The sequence below is a fragment of the Dictyobacter halimunensis genome (assembly GCF_036245075.1).
The window spans coordinates 5812302-5830052 of sequence record NZ_BSRI01000002.1; the positions used below are offsets into that span (position 1 = coordinate 5812302).

14 protein-coding genes and 1 pseudogene are annotated in these 17751 nt (G+C 57.6%); 6 read left to right on the forward strand and 9 right to left on the reverse strand.

The annotated features are described in order from the left end of the window. Window positions 1-82 precede the first annotated feature (82 nt). Window positions 83-1828 carry a Clp protease N-terminal domain-containing protein gene (locus tag AABA21_RS38355; RefSeq protein WP_338258327.1) on the forward strand — a complete coding sequence of 582 codons (1746 nt, stop codon included), beginning with the start codon at window positions 83-85 and terminating at the stop codon, window positions 1826-1828. 92 nt (window positions 1829-1920) lie between these two features. Here the strand turns inward: AABA21_RS38355 and AABA21_RS38360 are convergent, their stop codons facing one another. Together AABA21_RS38360 and AABA21_RS38365 are read right to left on the reverse strand one after the other, a co-directional pair. After that, window positions 1921-2436 (reverse strand): hypothetical protein, encoded by a 516-nt coding sequence (locus AABA21_RS38360; protein WP_338258328.1) that lies wholly within the window; start codon window positions 2434-2436, stop codon window positions 1921-1923. A 150-nt stretch (window positions 2437-2586) separates the two neighbouring features. Next, window positions 2587-3513 carry a hypothetical protein gene (locus AABA21_RS38365; protein ID WP_338258329.1) on the reverse strand — a complete coding sequence of 309 codons (927 nt, stop codon included), beginning with the start codon at window positions 3511-3513 and terminating at the stop codon, window positions 2587-2589. Between the two features lie 718 nt (window positions 3514-4231). Here AABA21_RS38365 and AABA21_RS38370 point away from each other — a divergent pair. The 5 genes and pseudogenes from AABA21_RS38370 (at window position 4232) to AABA21_RS38390 (ending at window position 8909) form a co-directional block, all read left to right on the forward strand. After that, a complete protein-coding gene (locus tag AABA21_RS38370; protein ID WP_338258330.1) occupies window positions 4232-6130 on the forward strand; it encodes a PAS domain-containing sensor histidine kinase in 1899 nt (632 codons plus the stop codon). A gap of 11 nt (window positions 6131-6141) precedes the next feature. Then, window positions 6142-6756, forward strand: a pseudogene (locus tag AABA21_RS38375) (RNA-guided endonuclease TnpB family protein); the annotation flags it as partial. Between the two features lie 61 nt (window positions 6757-6817). After that, window positions 6818-7660 (forward strand): alpha/beta fold hydrolase, encoded by an 843-nt coding sequence (locus AABA21_RS38380; protein ID WP_338258333.1) that lies wholly within the window; start codon window positions 6818-6820, stop codon window positions 7658-7660. Window positions 7661-7672: 12 nt separating this feature from the next. Further along, window positions 7673-8296 (forward strand): trimeric intracellular cation channel family protein, encoded by a 624-nt coding sequence (locus AABA21_RS38385; protein WP_338258334.1) that lies wholly within the window; start codon window positions 7673-7675, stop codon window positions 8294-8296. Between the two features lie 88 nt (window positions 8297-8384). After that, complete coding sequence (locus tag AABA21_RS38390) at window positions 8385-8909, forward strand: hypothetical protein (protein ID WP_338258335.1); 525 nt, start codon at window positions 8385-8387, stop codon at window positions 8907-8909. Window positions 8910-8966: 57 nt separating this feature from the next. On the opposite strand, the gene AABA21_RS38395 is transcribed toward AABA21_RS38390, so the two are convergent. From AABA21_RS38395 to AABA21_RS38425, 7 genes are all read right to left on the reverse strand, one after another. Continuing rightward, window positions 8967-9989, reverse strand: a complete 1023-nt coding sequence (locus tag AABA21_RS38395) for a tagatose 1,6-diphosphate aldolase (RefSeq protein WP_338258336.1) — start codon at window positions 9987-9989, stop codon at window positions 8967-8969. A gap of 225 nt (window positions 9990-10214) precedes the next feature. Next, on the reverse strand, window positions 10215-11264 hold the full coding sequence (gene iolG, locus AABA21_RS38400) for an inositol 2-dehydrogenase (protein ID WP_338258337.1): 1050 nt from the start codon (window positions 11262-11264) through the stop codon (window positions 10215-10217). Between the two features lie 22 nt (window positions 11265-11286). Beyond that, window positions 11287-12216 carry a TIM barrel protein gene (locus AABA21_RS38405; RefSeq protein ID WP_338258338.1) on the reverse strand — a complete coding sequence of 310 codons (930 nt, stop codon included), beginning with the start codon at window positions 12214-12216 and terminating at the stop codon, window positions 11287-11289. A gap of 27 nt (window positions 12217-12243) precedes the next feature. Next, window positions 12244-14124 carry a 3D-(3,5/4)-trihydroxycyclohexane-1,2-dione acylhydrolase (decyclizing) gene (gene iolD, locus AABA21_RS38410; protein ID WP_338258339.1) on the reverse strand — a complete coding sequence of 627 codons (1881 nt, stop codon included), beginning with the start codon at window positions 14122-14124 and terminating at the stop codon, window positions 12244-12246. Window positions 14125-14223: 99 nt separating this feature from the next. Continuing rightward, window positions 14224-15267 carry a 5-dehydro-2-deoxygluconokinase gene (gene iolC, locus AABA21_RS38415; RefSeq protein ID WP_338258340.1) on the reverse strand — a complete coding sequence of 348 codons (1044 nt, stop codon included), beginning with the start codon at window positions 15265-15267 and terminating at the stop codon, window positions 14224-14226. Then, complete coding sequence (iolB, locus tag AABA21_RS38420; protein ID WP_338258341.1) at window positions 15268-16173, reverse strand: 5-deoxy-glucuronate isomerase; 906 nt, start codon at window positions 16171-16173, stop codon at window positions 15268-15270. 30 nt (window positions 16174-16203) lie between these two features. Continuing rightward, entirely contained in the window at window positions 16204-17235 is a 1032-nt protein-coding gene (locus tag AABA21_RS38425) for a LacI family DNA-binding transcriptional regulator (RefSeq protein WP_338258342.1), read from the reverse strand. Between the last annotated feature and the right edge of the window lie 516 nt (window positions 17236-17751).

A 17751-nucleotide genomic window follows, 5' to 3' on the forward strand; every position in this document is an offset into this window, starting at 1 on the left:
TTTATTTGGATAAATAATAGGCAATGATGTGAAATAGGCTATTAATGTAAGAGCTTATTTTGGTTAAAGGAGATGAATGCGCATGGAGAACGAGGATAGTTTCGAGCGGTTTAGCGAGCAGGCGAGACAGGTATTGAAACTGGCGGAGGAAGAGGCGCGATCATTTCAGCATGGGGAGATTGGGACTGAGCATATGTTGCTGGGGGTGTTGCGCGAGGGGGAGAGCGGTGCCGCCGGGGCGCTGGAGGCGCTGGGGGTGACGCTGGAGCGACTGTGGAAGGCGGTTGAGGAGGTGAAGGGACGTGGGAGCGCTCCCGTTGACGGCGAGATTGGTTTTAGCGCGCATGCTGAGATGGCGCTTGAACTGGCGATGAAAGCAGGCGAACGCCAGTTCCCGGCACGTGGAGACAAGACCTCGCGTCCGCTAATGGGTTCCATTCACCTGTCTGAGGACGAGGCGGCAAAGATGGTACAGGATGGCAAACTGACTCCACACATGGAGGCATTGGGAATAACGCTGGAGCAGGTAAGGCGAGGCATCCAGGAGGCACAGGGGCGTGGTGTGCAACTGCTGTTCGATCAGCGGGCTCCGATCAATACTCCCACGGCAGAGGCCGAGAGGCGGCGGCATCCTCTCTTTCGCGTAAGTACGGAGCATTTGCTGCGGGGTGTGCTGCGGGTAGCTGAGGGGACAGGCACAACGATACTGCGAGGATGGGGTGTGGCCTCGATTAGTGAGGTAAGCGCGCTCATGTTTGCTAATCATGGTACCTTACCTCTTACATACCGGGAGTATGAGCTGCATTTTACCGGGCTGGCCGGTCGAGCATGGAGCCTGGCACATGAAGAGGCGTGCCGTCTTGGGGATAGCTATGTTGGAGGCACGCATCTGCTGCTGGGTCTGTTGGAGGTTGGTACGGGGATTGCGGCCACAGCACTGTCCGAGCAAGGTATCAATCTGGCAAGCTTACGCGAACAGATCAAGCCCGGGTATAACGCGGGCGATTGGGATCAGCCGCAAAGCATCAAGCTGCAGCCGAGATTGAAGAATGTTATTGAGCTTGCCGCCAACGAAGCACGTCGGCGCCATCAATCCTTCGTAAATACAGGGCATCTCTTGCTGGCACTGGTACGTAAACAGGATGATCATGGCTATGAAGCCGGGCTGCTCAAGAGCCAGGGAGCAGACATGGAGCGTTTGCGGGCAACACTGCGACGCAGGCTGGCTGAGCATAATGCTTTGACTGAAGAAGAGGCGGAGAGCGTGGATGATGGAGGAGGCGACGCGGCTGTCTATGCCGCCGGTGCATCTGTGGATGTAATAGAGAACGGGTTGCAGAGCCGGGAACTGGACAAAATGCTGCTGGCGCTGTATCCATTTACGATCGAAGCCAGGTTTGTGCTGGAGCATGCTCGACTTTCAGCCACAAATCGGGAGCAACCGGTTGGACCCGAAGATCTGCTAGCGGGATTGGCGTATCTGGGGATAAGCAAAGATACTCGCATGAGCAAGATTCTGGCGGACACGGGGGTACAATTTGGCAATGTACAGAAGGTGCTCAAGGACAGGCCAGGGCAGCAAGGAAAAGCAGCTGCGCCGATCCTCGTCCACAGCGCCCTGGGGAGGGCCTGCATACTGCTCGCGGCAGACGAAGCGGAGCGTAGGGACGGTCCAGGGAGTCCGATCAAGAGCGAGCACCTGCTGCTTGGCCTGTTGCGCGAGGAGAAGGGTGTCATCGCGGACCTGCTGACCGAGCTTGGAACCAGTGTGGAGGCTTTGCGGGCCAGAGCGGAAGCGATGGCTGCAAATGGCCCCACCTCCAATTGATCTTTTGTGAAATATAGGAGACACGTGTGTTCGGGTACCGAATAGGCCAGGGCAAGGAGGAGAGCATGCTTCTAACCTACTTGTCATACAGTTTAGCCGATCGAGTAGGCCAGCAGCAGGCCGAGGTAGGCGATGATACGCACGGTGGCCGCGATCACGGTTATGAAGATCAGTTGTGGGTGGAACATGCCGGGGATGTTCATGCCATAGCCGGCGACCAGCACCAGGAACGCCAGGCTCATGAGCAGGCTGAAGCGCGTGGCTTTGGAAGTATAGAGCATAGCATAGCGAACGAAGGCGCAGGTATAAATGATCATGCGCAGCGCGTTCAATGACAGCGAGAGGAAGGGGCTCTTGATGGCTGGATAGAGGGGTGTGAGCAGGATGACGACGATAAGCAGAGCAAACGCGATCATCTGGGCTCGCTTCAACTGCTGCATCTGATACTGCGACTTCACCAGCGAACTTAGAAAGATAAAGAGCCCGCCACTGCACGCGCCAAAGGTACGAGCCCAATCGGTACTCAGCGCATTGCCTCCCAGGTGTGTCTCGCCGACAAGGCCAACAAAGGTACCCAGCGAGATCGAAGCCATTGCCAGTCCGAGCACGAACAAGCATATTGCTGCGCGACAGTGAATAGATATAGAATGCCCGCATAGAGATAAAGAGGCAGACGACAGCAATAGGGAGCGCCATCAGCGTCGCAACCTGGTTCCACGGCATTGGTAGGTTCCTCCTGATAGAAATAGTATAGCAATTTAAAGCATAGGTGGATTGAAGAGTGCATGATCCAGTGGCTCACCCGTTGAGGCCTGCAAGACTATTTTTTTCTGGTGCAATAACAAGTGCAAAATGATCCTGACATCTTTCGAGTTCAATCTCTGCTGACTGGCTATGTCCGCCACGCTTCTCGCGCCGTCGATGGCCGCGTAAAAGCGCCGGGCCCGTTTATCGCCGATGGTGGAAGCGGCTGTAAAGGGATTAACCGCCTGCACCTCTTCCATGTTATCGGATCGGTGAGCAATGATCTGGGAAAAAGGGATTGAGGGTTGCTCGCCTGGTGTCTTTTGAACTGATGTTGGAGGCGCCTGCAGGACAAACTGCCGGGAAGCCAGGATGCGCATAGACTGTGACAGCATAAAATGAATATCGCGCACCTGATCTTGTGTCAGGGGTTGTGGCGTGAAAAAAGCTACAACTAGCGTCAATGCAGTAGGTATATAGCTGACCGACGACGGCTTCTGTGGTACTGGAAGATATGCTGGATAGCGCAAGAAGTAGTCTGATAGAAAGTGGATGTTATGCTGTTTGAGCATATTCACCAGGGAAGTCGGAAAGGCCTGCTCGATCGGGAGCGACAGGGCGCTGCGCTCCTCCCGCAAGAGACGTTGCACAACAGTCTCTATCTGTTTATTGGCATATACAGGGTGCGAGGGAGAAAATAAGTGACTGGCATCGGCGCGCAGCAGGAGATAGGAGTTACCCTGTGCATCGAGTTGAGGAGCCCAGAATTGAATCGTGGATACACCCAGGTACTGCCCCATGGCCCGGCACAGCCATAGAAACGCCTCATCTACGTGTCGCAAATTGGAGATCTGGTTCAATAGTTGAGAAATGAGTACAATAGGCTTTTGCCGTTCCTCGTGTGGGGAAGCAGGAGGGGGAGAAAATTTATTATCTTCCATACAAGCCTCTCGTCTTGTTACACAAACAAACATGATATACGCAACTACAATATATTGGTCAGGTCAGGAATATATCATGGGTGGTACAGCCTTACATTAAGCCAGTGCATATCAAATGAAAAAGAGTACAGGTCACAAAAAGGGCCTGGTGATCACCCATTTTCCCTTTAAGGAACATCGTGTAATCAATGATGTTACAAATGTAACCTGTTTGATGAAACATCAGTTGATTTTGTTTTTTTGTTGTAACATATTGTACAGGTTAATAGTAGCATAAATTTTACCGTTCTCATAGTGAAAAGCGGGAGACATGTGTATTTTGGGTACTTGTGATCAATCTGTGATATCCGAGGTATAGCATTGTGGCACATAGTATGGTTTGATGAAGGGGAAAAAGGCATATTGAGGCTGACTCTGGTTTAAAGATGTAGCAAGCAGAAAGGTGTAGTTACCCACTGTATTGTCTGGTGTTCTCTTCTAATATGTGAGAGATTTTCCCCGTTTATTGCTCAGCCTGTCTACCGGAGGCCTGAACAGATAGCTGATCTGGTAAGAAGCTTGACGACGTCAATACGGTACTCTATTATAGTTGAGCTAAAATAGTATCGTAACGCGTTATATATTTCATCTACAACTTATTTTTTGGTATCCCTACATGGTAGTATGCAGGTTATAGCAGCTTATAGATGATACATATATGAGCGACCGGGACAAGATAATGGCAACAAATGATTATGTACAAAATGAAGCATTCTTTCAAACATTAATAGAACATAGCGCGAACGCGATCGTTCTCATGCAGCCTGATGGATGTATCGCCTATGCCAGTCCCGCTACCGCAAGCTGCACCGGTTACCCTCCTGAAGAGTTTGCGGGGCGCAATAGCTTTACCTTTATTCACCCCGACGATCTGGTTGCCGTACAGGCGGCGCTGGCAACGGTGATGGCCCTCGCTAATCGCACCGAGAGTGTTGAATATCGATTTCGCCGCACCAGCGGCAGCTATAGCTGGTTTAGAGGGACCTTTACCAACCTGTTGTTCAGACCAGCGGTGCACGCAATCTTAAGCACTATGTGTGACATCAGCGAGCAAAAGCGGGCCGAGGAACTGCTAAGGAAGAACGAAGAGAGCTCCAGAGCGCTGCTTGCCCGAGAGCAGGCGGTACTCAGGCAGGAAGAGGAGGTCAGCAGGCATCTGAACGATCTGTTCATGCAGGCGCCAGCCATGGTCTGTGTGTTACAGGGGTCCGAGCATCGGCTTGAACTGGTTAATGATGCCTATCGCCAGCTGTACCCCAGGCGAGGATTTGTGCTTGAAGCGACCGTACGCGAGAACTGGCCCGACCTGGAGGATCAAGGCTTCTTCGAAGAACTCGACAGGGTGTATCAATCCGGTAAGGCGTACGTCGCGAATGAAAAGCTGGCCATGGTTGATCGGGAAGATAGCGGAGTACGGGAAGCGGGCTACTTTAACATCGTGTACCAGCCCGTCTTTGACGCGCAGGGCAGCGTTGAGGGCATCATTGTATACGTCATGGAAGTAACGGAGCAGGTACTGGCGCGCAAGCGCATCCAGGAGAGCGAGGCGCGGCTACGCCGTCTCATCGACGCCAATATTGTCGGGGTAACATTCTGTACCCTGGACGGTCACATCAACGAAGCCAACGACGTATTTTTGCAGATGGTAGGCTACACGCGAGAGGATCTCCGGGCGGGTAGCATCGACTGGGCCAGGATGACGCCACCGGAATATGAAGAGCTCGATGCCCAGGCGGTCAGGGACTTACGGGCGCAAGGTGCTATTCCACGTCCATATGAAAAAGCGTACTGGCGCAAGAATGGGACCCTGCTTTCAGTGGTCGTAACGGCCGCCGCCCTTGACGAGGCCAATCCCAACGAATGTATCGCCTTTATCCTGGATAACAGTATGCAGAGAGAGCTCGATCAGCGTAAAGATGATTTTATCAGTATGACCAGTCATGAGCTCAAGACACCTGTTACCAGCATCAAGGGTCTCACGCAGGTCTTGCTCAAGCGTTTCGAGCAACGAGATGAGCCAGATATCAAACGCATGCTGGTGATCATGGATATGCAGCTCAACAAGCTTACCAAGCTGATTGGAGACCTGCTCGATATCTCGAAGGCGCAGGGTGGCAGGCTGATCATGGAGCAGAAGCCATTTGACCTTGATACATTAGTAAGCGAGACGATTGAGCAGGTGCAGGCCACCACGACCACCCAACATATCAAACTGATAGGAAAGACGAACGTCACTATTATGGGGGATCGAGACCGGGTAGGGCAGGTGATCGTCAACCTGTTAAGTAACGCCATCAAGTATTCTCCTCGCAACTCTCCCATTGTCGTGAAGGTCTTTCGAGAAGGGCGGCAGGCTATAACGTGGATACAAGACTTTGGCATTGGCATTGATCTGAGCCATCATGATAAGCTCTTTAACCAGTTTTATCGCGTCACGGACCCACGCGAGCCCTATCCGGGCCTGGGGATTGGCCTCTACCTCTCGCGCCAGATAGTCGAGCGCCATAACGGGAAGATCTGGCTACACAGCAAAAAAGGGGAGGGGTCGATTTTTGCTTTTTCTCTTCCTGTTGTGTGAGAATAGGGGGAGCATTCCCGGCCCTGTCTGATGGGAAGATGGTGGGAAACCCGCGTTTCTTCCAGAAGGATGAGAAGAAGCTTGCCAAAGCCCAGCGCCGACACGCTAGGAAGAAAAAAGGCTCCAAGAATCGGGACAAAGCGCGCCACAAGGTGGCCAGAATACACGCCCGGATTGTTGACCGTCGCACCGACTTTCTTCATCAACTTTCTACCCGCCTGATCCGTGAAAACCAAACGATCTGCGTAGAAAGCCTTGCCGTCAAGAACATGGTCAAGAACCCGAAGTTGAGCAAAGCGATCTCGGATGTGGGGTGGAGTCAATTTGTGGATCTCTTGGAATACAAAGCGGAGTGGTATGGTCGAAATCTGGTCAAAATTGATAAGTGGTATCCCTCCAGTAAACGCTGTTTTGATTGTGGATACATATTTGAATCTCTCACGCTCGATGTACGCCACTGGACGTGTCCAGAATGCGGTGTCCATCATGACCGAGATTTGAACGCAGCGAAGAATATAAGGTCCGTGGGGCTCACGGTCCTCAATGCCTGTGGAGAGTCTGTAAGACCGGGGGCGGTGAAAACCAACCCCGGCAAGACTCAGCGAAGCAGGAACCCCCGCAAGTGATTGCGGGAATCCCCCGGCTTGTGCCGTGGGGAGGATGTCAAATAGATAGGATAGGAATACGATGGAGCAATTTGAAGGCGGGGTAAGGTCAAACCGGATTGTTTTGCCGGCCGGTGAATTTCATTATTTGAGCTGGGGGGCCGAGCGGAGCGAGTTGCCGGCGTGCGTGTTGCTGCATGGGATTACCAGTTCGGCGCTGAGCTGGGTGCGCGTGGGACCGGTTCTGGCCGAGCGCTATCGGGTGTTCGCGATGGATATGCGTGGTCATGGCGATAGCGTCAAGCCGGCCGCAGGGGTGTATAGCCTGCGTGAGACGGCGGCCGATGCCGAGGCCTTTATTCAGAGTCTTGATCTGAGCAAGCCTGTGCTGGTAGGTCATTCGTGGGGTGGCGCGACGGCGCTGGTGCTGGCCAGTGGCAACGGAGCGGCGCGACCGAATATTGAGTTCTCGCAGATTATTCTGGAGGATCCGGCGCATAACTTTGGGCATGGAGATCCCGAGAAGCGCGCGACGCAATTTACCGCCGATATCGGGGTTGCTCCTGATGTATTACGGGTTAGATTGATGGAAAGCAATCCAGAATGGACGGAAGAGGATATCGCGGGGAAGCTCGATGCCAACAGCAAGGTTAGCAAGGAGGCGGTGGTGAGCGTGTTCGCGGATACGGAAAGAGAAGGTGAGCTCTTGCCGCTGCTGAGACGGCTGGAGGCCCCAACGCTGGTGGTGCGCGCCGATCGGAATCTGGGTTCGACGCTGAACGATCAGGCCTGGGCCGCTGTGCGCGAGCAGTTGTCCGCTCCCAGCATGGCCGTTGAGATCGCTGGCGCCTCGCACAATATTCATCGCAGCAAGTTCGCCGAATTCATGCAGAGCGTTGATGCGTTCTTGAACGCGAGCGCTTGAGGTTTTTTCTCGATGCTTATTCATATACTTGATATACTTGGTACCGCGGTGTTTGCTATCAGTGGGGTACTGGCGGCGGGTCGGAAGAAGATGGATATCTCGGGGGTGGTGGTGATCGCCGCGGTTACCGCGATCGGTGGGGGGACGTTGCGCGATGTGCTGCTGGGACGCCATCCGATCTTCTGGTTTCATGATCCCACCTATCTCTATGTCATACTAGCTGTCGCGGTGGCGACGATGCTCTATACGCGTTATTTTCGACCTCCCCATCGGCTGCTGCTGGTGGCGGATGCCGTTGGGTTGGCGACCTTTGTGGTTCTGGGCGCGAATGCCGCTTCTATGGCGGCGCTGCCTATGGTGATTGTGGTCCTGCTGGCGGTGATGACGGGGGTAGTCGGAGGCGTGATTCGCGATGTGCTCTGCGCGGAGATCCCGCTCGTACTGCAAAGGGATATCTATATGCTGGCCGCCCTGGCCGGTGCCAGTATCTATGTGTTATTAAAGATGGTGGGTTGGGATAATACGCTGGTAACGCTGCTGGCGATGGGGAGCGTGATTGTGTTGCGGCTGGCCGCGATCTTCTGGCATCTGCACCTGCCGCAGTACCAGGTACGGGAGACCCCGCTCAAGGGGTGATGGGGTCCGATTTGAACGCGAGCGCCTGATAGCGTGTACAATAAGGGGGCTATTTAACCGGATTATTGTGACGCGAGAGGAGCGATGCATGAGTGATCTTCCGTGGCTGGCGAGCCTGCTGAAATCGAGAAACACCATTGATGGTAAGATTGCCACGCTAATCGGGCGCGCGGCCCAGGTTGGGAACGTGGCGGAATATATCGCCGCGGCTGTTTTTCATATAGCGCTTGAAGAGGAGGGGAAGCGGCGGGGCTATGATGGACGCTTTACCACGGGCCCGCTGGCGGGGCAGACGGTCGACGTCCAATGGCGTCCCAGGCGCGACGGGCAGATGAACATCAAAGTGGACGCGCGGCCCGACTACTATCTGGTGTTTACGGGGCCAGCGGAGGCCGCCACCCCCAGCTTCGCCAATCCCTGGCTGATTGATGCGGTCTTTCTTTTCCATGCAGACGAACTGCTCAATGCGTTACGCGAGCGCGGCGTTCAGCTGGGGAGCAGCACCAGCGTGACAGGTCCATTGTGGGAGCGTTCCCAGATCTTCCCGGTTCCCCTGAACGCGCGTCTGCGGCTCTCCGACGACGATCTGAAGCAGCTGATGCTTTTTCGTTGATGTTGTCTTGCTGGCTGGTAGCCAGCGCTTGAGGCTGGAGAATGCATACAGGTTGGATCAGACGATCTCGATAGCATCGCGGCCACCATAGACGTCCCACCAGCCAGTGGCGCTGGCGGCCACCACGCGATTGATGGTCTGGATGTTGCGCACGCCATGCTCGGCGAGCCAGTCTGCCAGCTCCTCCTGTCCCTGCCGGGCGTAGATAGGGATGCCACCCTGCCAGGTCGCGCGTCCGCAGAGCACGCCAGCAAAGCTCGCACCCGCTTCGGCGGCCATCTCCAGCATTTCGCAGAAGGCTGCGTCGGAGACCCCGGCGCTTAAATAGATCAGGGGGAGCGTGGCGGCCAGCGCGGCCTCACGCAGATAGGCGAGGGCCTGCTGGCGTGTATATGCAGCCGTATCGCCGGTGAAGGCGCGCGTCCCGGCTACAAAGGCGGGGTTAATGGGCAGCTCCACCTTGAGCACATTGACGCTGTAGCGCGGCCGTCCAAATTCCGCAATTACTTCTGTCACATAGGCCGGTTTCTGGCGGGCGAAGGCTAATCCCTGACTATCGCCTACCGTGTGATCATAGACCAGTGGCTCCAGGAAGAAAGGGACGTCCAGGGCCGCGCACTCGGCTCCGACGCGCTCAATGTATGCCTGCTTGCGCGCATTGACGTCGGCGTGATCGCGGGGATTATAGTACAGCAGGATCTTGATCGCGCGCGCGCCCGCCTCGACGAGGCGGCGCACGCTCCATGTTGGCAGCAGGTCGGGCAGGCGATCGCCCGCTTCGCCTGTATAGCCGGATTTCTCATAGGCCAGCATCACCGCGGCGGTGGGCGCGCAGTTGGTGATCGCCTCCATGCCATATTCGGGATCTAGCAATAGCGCGCTGGCATAGGGTGAGAGCACCCTGGTCACTGTCGCCTTGAACGTCTGCATATCCTGAGCCGTTGCCTCGGCTCCGCGCGCATCGGCGATGGCCTGCAAGAGATTCAGGCGGTGATCGACCGCCAGGGCGGCGATCACGCCGCGCTCGTTGGCGCAGGCGTTTAGCGCCGTGAATTTGCCATGGCTCATTTTGATAGCCATCGATCTCTCCTCTTATTGGGGCACTTGAGCGCCCCCGCACAGGCGTCCGCATGCGCGGCCGCGCTGGTTATTATGTGTTGGTGCAACAGAGGTGCATTCGCACCTCTGTTGCACCAACACGAAACGAACTCCTGAGCACCGCAGGTGCGAAAGCTTGTGTTGGCCGCAGCGATTACCATGAGAATCAGACACGCTCAGAAAATGTTCGGAATACATGGCTTCTTCTTATTGTTGTGCGTGGTTGGCGCTGATTTCGCTCAGGCGCACAGGTTGTTTCAATTGCAATGATTTGAGGGCGGCCATGGCCATCAATACCGGGGCGCGTCCGTCTTGTCCGTTGACGGGTACGGGTTGGTCGTGTTGTATCGCTTCTATAAAGGCGGTTAGCTCGCGGACGAAGCTTTCGGTGTAGCGCTCCAGGAAAAAGTGCAACGGCAGGTCGCGACGTACGCTGTGGCCATCGCTGATGATGGCTGTGTTGGGATAATTGTTGTCGGTGCGGATCGCCCCGGCGCTACCGAGTAGCTCTACACGCTGATCGTAGCCGTAGGCGGCACGCCGACTGTTATCGATCGTCGCGATGACGCCGTTGGCGAAGCGCAGCATCACCACCGCCGTATCCACGTCTCCCGCCTCGCCGATGTCGGGATCGCTCATCACTCCGGCCAGGGTAAAGACCTCCTCAACCTCGTCTCCGATCAGGAAGCGGGCCATATCGAAGTCATGGATCATCATGTCGAGGAAAATGCCTCCGGAGACGCGGATATACTCGATGGGCGGCGGGGCAGGGTCACGGCTGATGATGTGCAGCAGATGAGGGCGGCCGATCTCCGCTTGCTCGACCGCCTGGCGCACGCGGCGATAATTGGCATCGAAGCGCCGATTGAAGCCGATCTGTAGCTTTATCTCTTGCTCGACGCTTGCCTGCTCGACTGCCGCGAGCGCGCGGTCGATTGAGGGCAGATCGAGGGCGATCGGCTTCTCGCAGAAGATATGCTTGCCCATGCGCGCCGCCTCTTCAATGATCTGCGCATGCGTATTGGTAGATGTACAGATAATGACCGCCTGAATATCAGGGTGCTTTAGCAAATTCATATAGTCATCAGTGCAATAGGGGACGGCGAAGCGCTCCGCGCAGAAGCGTGCCGCCTCCTCGTTGGCGTCGGCGATCATCAGCAGTTGGGCACTGGGGATGCGGGTCGCGAGATGTTCGGCATGCAGTGAGCCGATGCGCCCCGCTCCGATCAGGCCAATTTTTAAAGGGTGTGCTGGCACAGGGATTCTCCTCTACCTTCGCCTAGAGCCCGATCGTCTTCAGATAGTCCCGGTTGCGCTGCGCGCTCTCTCTGGGGCTACCCATGCCGGGCAGGACATCCTGTTCCACAACGATCCAGCCATCATAGTGTTGTTCATATAGCCATGATTTGATAGCCCCAAATGGGATGCTGCCCTGGCCGAGTTCGCAAAAGACCCCATCGCGTATGGCGGCGAAATAATCCTGGCCGGTGGCGCGTGCGCGCTCGGCTATCTGGGGATGGCAGTCTTTGAAGTGCACATGCCAGATGCGCTCGCGAAAGCGCTGCAGGCCATCCAGGACGCTTTGGGCGTCCGTGCCGCCGGTCCCGTAGAGATAGTGGCCGGTATCGAAGATCAGTCCCAGCAGCGACGGATCGGTCAGGTCGAGCAGGCGGGCGATCTCCTGCGGGGTCTCGACGTAGCCGGCGCAGTGATGGTGGAAGGCGGTGCGCAGGCCCGTCTCGTTGTGGACGGCGCGCGCGATCTGCTCGGCGCCGCGCGCGAAGGTTGTCCACTGTTGCGCGTTCAACCCCTGCTCTGGTTTGATGCGACCGGCGTTCTGGGTGCGCTCCGGCACCGTCCCGTTGGCGTCGGCGAGAATCAGGAAGGGCGGCTGATCGCCTGGGCTGGCTACGGAGGCCAGCAGGCGGGCGACCTTGAGGGCCTCCGCCTCGCCGGCGCTGTGCGCCTCTGGCTGAGCCAGCGCCACCGGAACGAACGCGCCCACCATGGCGAGCCCACGCTGTGTTAACTCTGAGCGCAGCTGGGTGGGATCGGTGGGCATAAAGCCCCAATCCCCCAGCTCGGTGCCGACGTAGTCGGTAGCGCGCAACTCATCGAGCATCTGCTGGTAGCCGATGCTCTCGCCCGCCAGTCCCTCAAATTCGAGCGCGCCCCATGAGCAGGGGGCGTTCGCAACACGAATCGTCATCTTTTTACACCTCCTTTGTGTAGATACTTACAGAAAATAGCGCTCATGCTGGCGCTTCTCTGCCCAGTCTGTGCGGGCTTCCTGTACCGTGGACAGCTCGCTGACCTCCGCCACCGGCACATCCCACCAGCTTTCATAGTCTGGCACGCCCAGATAGCGATCGTTCTGGATATAGATGACCGTGGTGCGGTCGGTTTCCTGCGCCTTCGCAAGCGCGGCCACAAAATCGGCGCGGGTCTGACATTCGATCACGTGCGCGCCCAGGCTACGCGCGTTGGCGGCCAGGTCGACCGGCAGGGTCTTGATCGTAGCGCCATCCACATCGCCGGGCAGGATGCCGTTGTCGCGATAGACGTAGCGCGTCCCGAAGCCCTGCTGACCAAGCGAGCGACTGAGGCCGCCGATGCTCTTGAAGCCATTGTTGTCGAGCAGGACGATGATCAGCTTATAGTTTTCCTGGATCGAGGTGACGATCTCGCTATTCATCATCAGGTAGGAGCCGTCGCCGACCATGACGTAGACGTCGCGCTCGGGCGCGGCCATTTTGATGCCCAGTCCCCCGGCGATCTCATAGCCCATGCAGCTATAGCCATATTCGAGGTGATAATTTTTGACGTGGCGGGCGCGCCACAGCTTGTGCAGATCGCCCGGCAGGCTGCCGGCGGCGCAGACCATGATCGCCTCCGGCGAGCTCAGCTCGTTGACCGCCCCGATCAGCTCGCTCTGGCTCGGCAGCGGCTCGTTGCGGATAGCGTATTGGCGCTCGACCTCGGCGTCCCATTCTGTGTGCAGCTGCGTGGCCTGGGCGCGGTAATCTGGAGCAACCGTATAGCCATCCAGCAGTTCCGACAGCTCGGCCAGCGTTTCGCGCGCATCGCCGACCAGTGGGCAGGCCGCATGCTTGAGCGCGTCGAATTCGGCCACGTTAATGTTGATGAAGCGCACGTCGGGATGCTGAAAGGCGGTCTTAGAGGCCGTGGTGAAATCGCTGTAGCGCGTGCCGATGCCGATCACCAGGTCGGCCTCGCGGGCGATGCGGTTGGCGGCGAAGGTGCCGGTAACGCCGATCGCGCCCAGGTTCAGCGGATCATCGTAGCATAGACTGCCCTTGCCGGCCATCGTTTCGCCTACCGGGATGCCTGTCTGCTCGACGAAGCGGCGCAGCAACTTGCTGGCCTCTGAATAGATCACGCCGCCGCCGGCGACGATGAGCGGACGCTGGCTGGCGCGAATCCACTCGACGGCCTGCTGCAGGGATTGACGATCGGCCCGTGGGCGTGTGATACGCCAGGTGCGCGGCTGGAAAAAGTCCGCCGGGTACGCGAATGCCTCGGTCTGCACGTCCTGAGGGAGGGCGAGCGTAACCGCGCCGGTCTCAGACGGGCTGGTTAGCACGCGCATAGCCTCCGGCAGCGATGTCAGAATCTGCTCGGGGCGGCTGACGCGGTCCCAGTAGCGGCTGACCGGTTTGAAGCTATCGTTGACCGAGATGTCCTGCGAGTGCGGGGACTCAAGCTGCTGCAGCACGGGCGCGACGTTGCGGCGCGCGAAGATGTCGCCCGGAAGCAGGAGAACGGGCAGGCGATTGATCGTCGCCAGAGCGGCCCCCGTGAGCATGTTGGTCGCGCCGGGACCGATCGAGGATGTGCAGGCAAAGGTCTGCAGCCGATTTTTGGTCTTCGCGTAGGCCACGGCGCTATGCACCATCGCCTGCTCGTTACGCGACTGGTAGTAGCGGAAATCCGGCATCTGCTGCAGCGCCTGGCCGATGCCCGAGACGTTGCCGTGTCCGAAGATGCCGAAGCAGCCGGCAAAGAAGGGATGGGAGACGCCGTCGCGTTCCACATATTGATTCTTGAGAAAGGTGATGATGGCCTGGGCCATCGTCAGCGTTGACGTTTTGTTCATGCGTTTTTCCTCCTGTCGTGGTGGAGAGGCACGGGGCCGTTGCGCGAGAAGCGCCCGCAAGGGGCGCACCTACGGTTAAATACGGTTAAAGCCGCCGGTTTAAAATCCGCCGTGGTTTTGGATGAATGTCATGACCTCGTCGTGGGTGGGCATGAAGTTGGCGCAGCCGTGCTGGGTGACGAGGATGGCACCGCAGGCGTTGGCGAGGCGCACGGTTTTATACCAGTCCCAGCCGTTGACGAAGCCGTAGAGGACGCCGGAGGCGAAGCCATCGCCCGCGCCGAGGATGTTTTTGACCTCGACCGGGAAGCCGGGCACCTCCTGCGGCTCGGCGATGACGCCCTCGGAGATGGTGTGGATCAACGAGCTGCCCGCGCCACGTTTCTGGATGACCAGGTTGGGTCCGAGTTTGAGCATGGCGTGGATGGCGGCCAGACTGTCGCCGCTGACTCGCGCATCCGAGACCTGGGAGTGGGTCAGGTTGACCTGGCTGGCCTCTGTTAGCATGATGGCGTTGATCTCGTCTTCGGTGCCGATGACCACGTCGATCAGGCGCAGGGCTGAGCGCAGGGTGATGCCGAAGGCGCGCGCGTCGTGCCACTGATCGGGTCTGAAATCGATGTCGAGCATGACGGTGACGCCGGCCTGCCGGGCCAGTTCCGCCGCCAGCAGGGTAGAGCTGCGGCTGGGCTCTTTGCACAGGCCGGTGCCGCTGATCAGCAGGGCGCGCGCCTCGGTGATCGGCGTAGCCAGGACATCGTCGATGGTGAGGGCGATGTCGGCGCAATTTTCGCGATAATAGGTCAGGGGGAAGCGATCAGGCGGTTCGATGCCGAGCACGACCGCGCTTGAGCGCAGTCCCGGCTTGCGCGGGATAAACTGTGTATCGATCCCCTCGCGCTTGAGAAAATGTAGGATAAAGTCTCCGACCTGGTCATCACCCACTGCTGTGAGCAGCGCCACGTTCAGACCCAGGCGGCGCGTGCCCACGCTGATATTGGTGGGGCAGCCACCGACGTAGGCGGCAAAGCTACTGATATCGACGAAGGGCGCTCCGATGTCGTTCGAATACAGATCAATGGAAGAGCGGCCCATCGTAATCACATCGAATTTTTTCTGCGTTTCCATGCTTGTTCCTCTCATCTAGCCTTTGCGTTCGATATCGTAGACCGGCACGCGCGCGTCCTGTCCCTGGTAGCCCGCTTTGACCCAGACGTAGCGCGGATCCTCGCTGTTGGCTAGCGATTGGGCGCTGCCGGCCAGGGCGTTGAGGTAGTAGGTGGTATAGCCGGGAGGTGAGGCGACGGGATGATAGCCTTCAGGCACCAGCACGGCATCGTTCTCGCGGGCCATCAGGACCGCGTCGATGGGCTTGCCGGCACGGTGTAGAGGAGACTCGGGATCGGTATAGATACGCTGGAAAGCATAGCCTTCGGGGCGGTCAATTTTGTAGAAATAGATCTCCTCCAGATCGGCCTCAAGCACGCCGCCGGCGCTATCCGTTTTATGGATATCGTGTTTGTGTGGTGGATAGCTTGACCAGTTGCCGCCGGGCGTATAGACCTCGACGACAACCAGGCGATGGCAGGGGAAGCCGGGTGGGATGATGCTATTGATCTGGCGCGTCGCGTTATCGCCGCCGCGGATCTCGATCGAGACATCGGCCGGTGTCACCAGGCGCGGCTCATGATCCTGGTCGGTGCGCACCCAGACCGCCACATATTCGCAGGCGGTCTCAGCGTGGACGCTGAACGAGGTGCGGCGTGGCAGATAGAGCGCGTGCGGCAGACCGCTGAAGACGCTTTCACGCTCGCCGATATGCGACCATTGTCCGCGATCAGACTCGACGCGGATGCGACCGCTCAGGGGTACCAGCGCCATCTCATGTTCATCGGTGGCGGAGGTCCAGGAGCCGTGTTCTGGCAGGCGGCGGGCTTGAAAATGGAGATAATCCCATCCGGCCAACTCTGGCGTGACCTCGGTAATCACAGCGGCATCGCTTGCACTATCAGGGTGAACAATCAAATTGTCGGAAGTATACTGACGCATGGATTATTTCCTTTCCATCTTTCCAGCTAACTATGTCGACAAGGGAGCGGTGCTGGCCCGCTGTACGAGCGTAGGGCAGAGGGTATGGTCGGCCCCCGGACGGTCCTGCAGCAGGTCCAGCATCACCTGCGTTGCCAGGCGCCCCAGCTCTACGCGCGGCTGATGAATGGTGGTCAACGGTGGTGTGACGCAGCTGGCGATCGTAATATCATCAAAGCCGATGACGCTCAGGTCCTGCGGTACGCGAACGCCTTTCGCATGGCAGGACGCCAGCATACCGATCGCGATCATATCGTTATAGCAAAAGACCGCCGTAACGCCGGCCGCGAGGAAGGGCGCCAGCGCCTGCTGTCCGGCGCTGATGTCCTCCTCCTGCGAAGCCTCATCGCCCGGCGGGGTTACCACCCAGGATGGCAACGGCTCCACGCCAGCGGCGCGCAGAGCGTCGAGATAACCTTGATGGCGCTGGGAGTTTGAGGCGGGACGGCTATGGCTTCCCAGGTAGCCGATCGCGCGATGTCCCAGCTGCAGCAGGTGCTCAACGGCCATCTGTGCGCCCCGGCGATCATCAACCGAGATCCAATGGAGCAGATTGGCCTGACCTTCAACCTGACTGTTAATGAGCACGGTCGGGATGTGGGTGTGATGCAGGCGACGGCCGTAATTGTCGGAGATGCGCGAAGAAGCGACCAGGATGCCATCGACGCGGCGGCGATGGAAGGTCTCGATGATATCCAGCGTCTGCTCGGGGTCATTGTAGGACGCGCTGAGCAGCACACTGAAGTCGGAGGCGCGCGCCACCGCTTCCACCCCTTTGACGATATCGCTGAAGAAGGGGTCTGCGATCGAGGTCACGACCAGCCCCACCGTGCTGGTCTGCTTCGTTTGCAGGCTGCGCGCGATCGCGTTGGGTGTATAGCCCAGTTCGCCCGCGAGGCGCTGGATGCGTTCGCGCGTCTCAGTGCTGATGAGTGGGCTCTCGCGCAGCGCGCGCGAAACGGTGGTGTGAGAAACGCCGGCGATGCGTGCGATATCAGAAATAGAGACCTCGGGTTGGCGCAAACGTTTGCTCCCTCCGCTGGTGTCGATGCCAGCTCAGATTATCAATGCACACGTGTGCAAAGCGTTGCAAAAAGTCCCGATACGCTATAAACGCAAAATAAAAAGGGAATACTATATTTGCAAGTATAGATGCCATGTTTTCCATTGTCAAGGAATAAGTGGTGAAGAAGCTTTTGGGTACGTGTGCGGTACGTTGGCGTGAGGGTACCACGTGGGCCTGCGTGTAAGACAGGGGAAACGGTGTCGTGGGGGTACGGGGGGCCGCAAGCGGCCCGGTCGACCGTTGAAGGTCGACCCTACGATTACGTTTCTTATGGAATTGGGCGTTGCATTTTTGGGGCGTGTTGGAGGGGACGTTGTATTTTGGAGGGGGCGCTTGCGGACAATATATGTTGTCATAAAGATGGGTATATGTCGTATGATGCATGTAGGGTATTGAAAGCGGGTTCAGGCCCGGTACCTATGATGTATGTTTATGGTGTAGAAAGAAAGGCCGAGTGAGTCCGGCATGTAAGC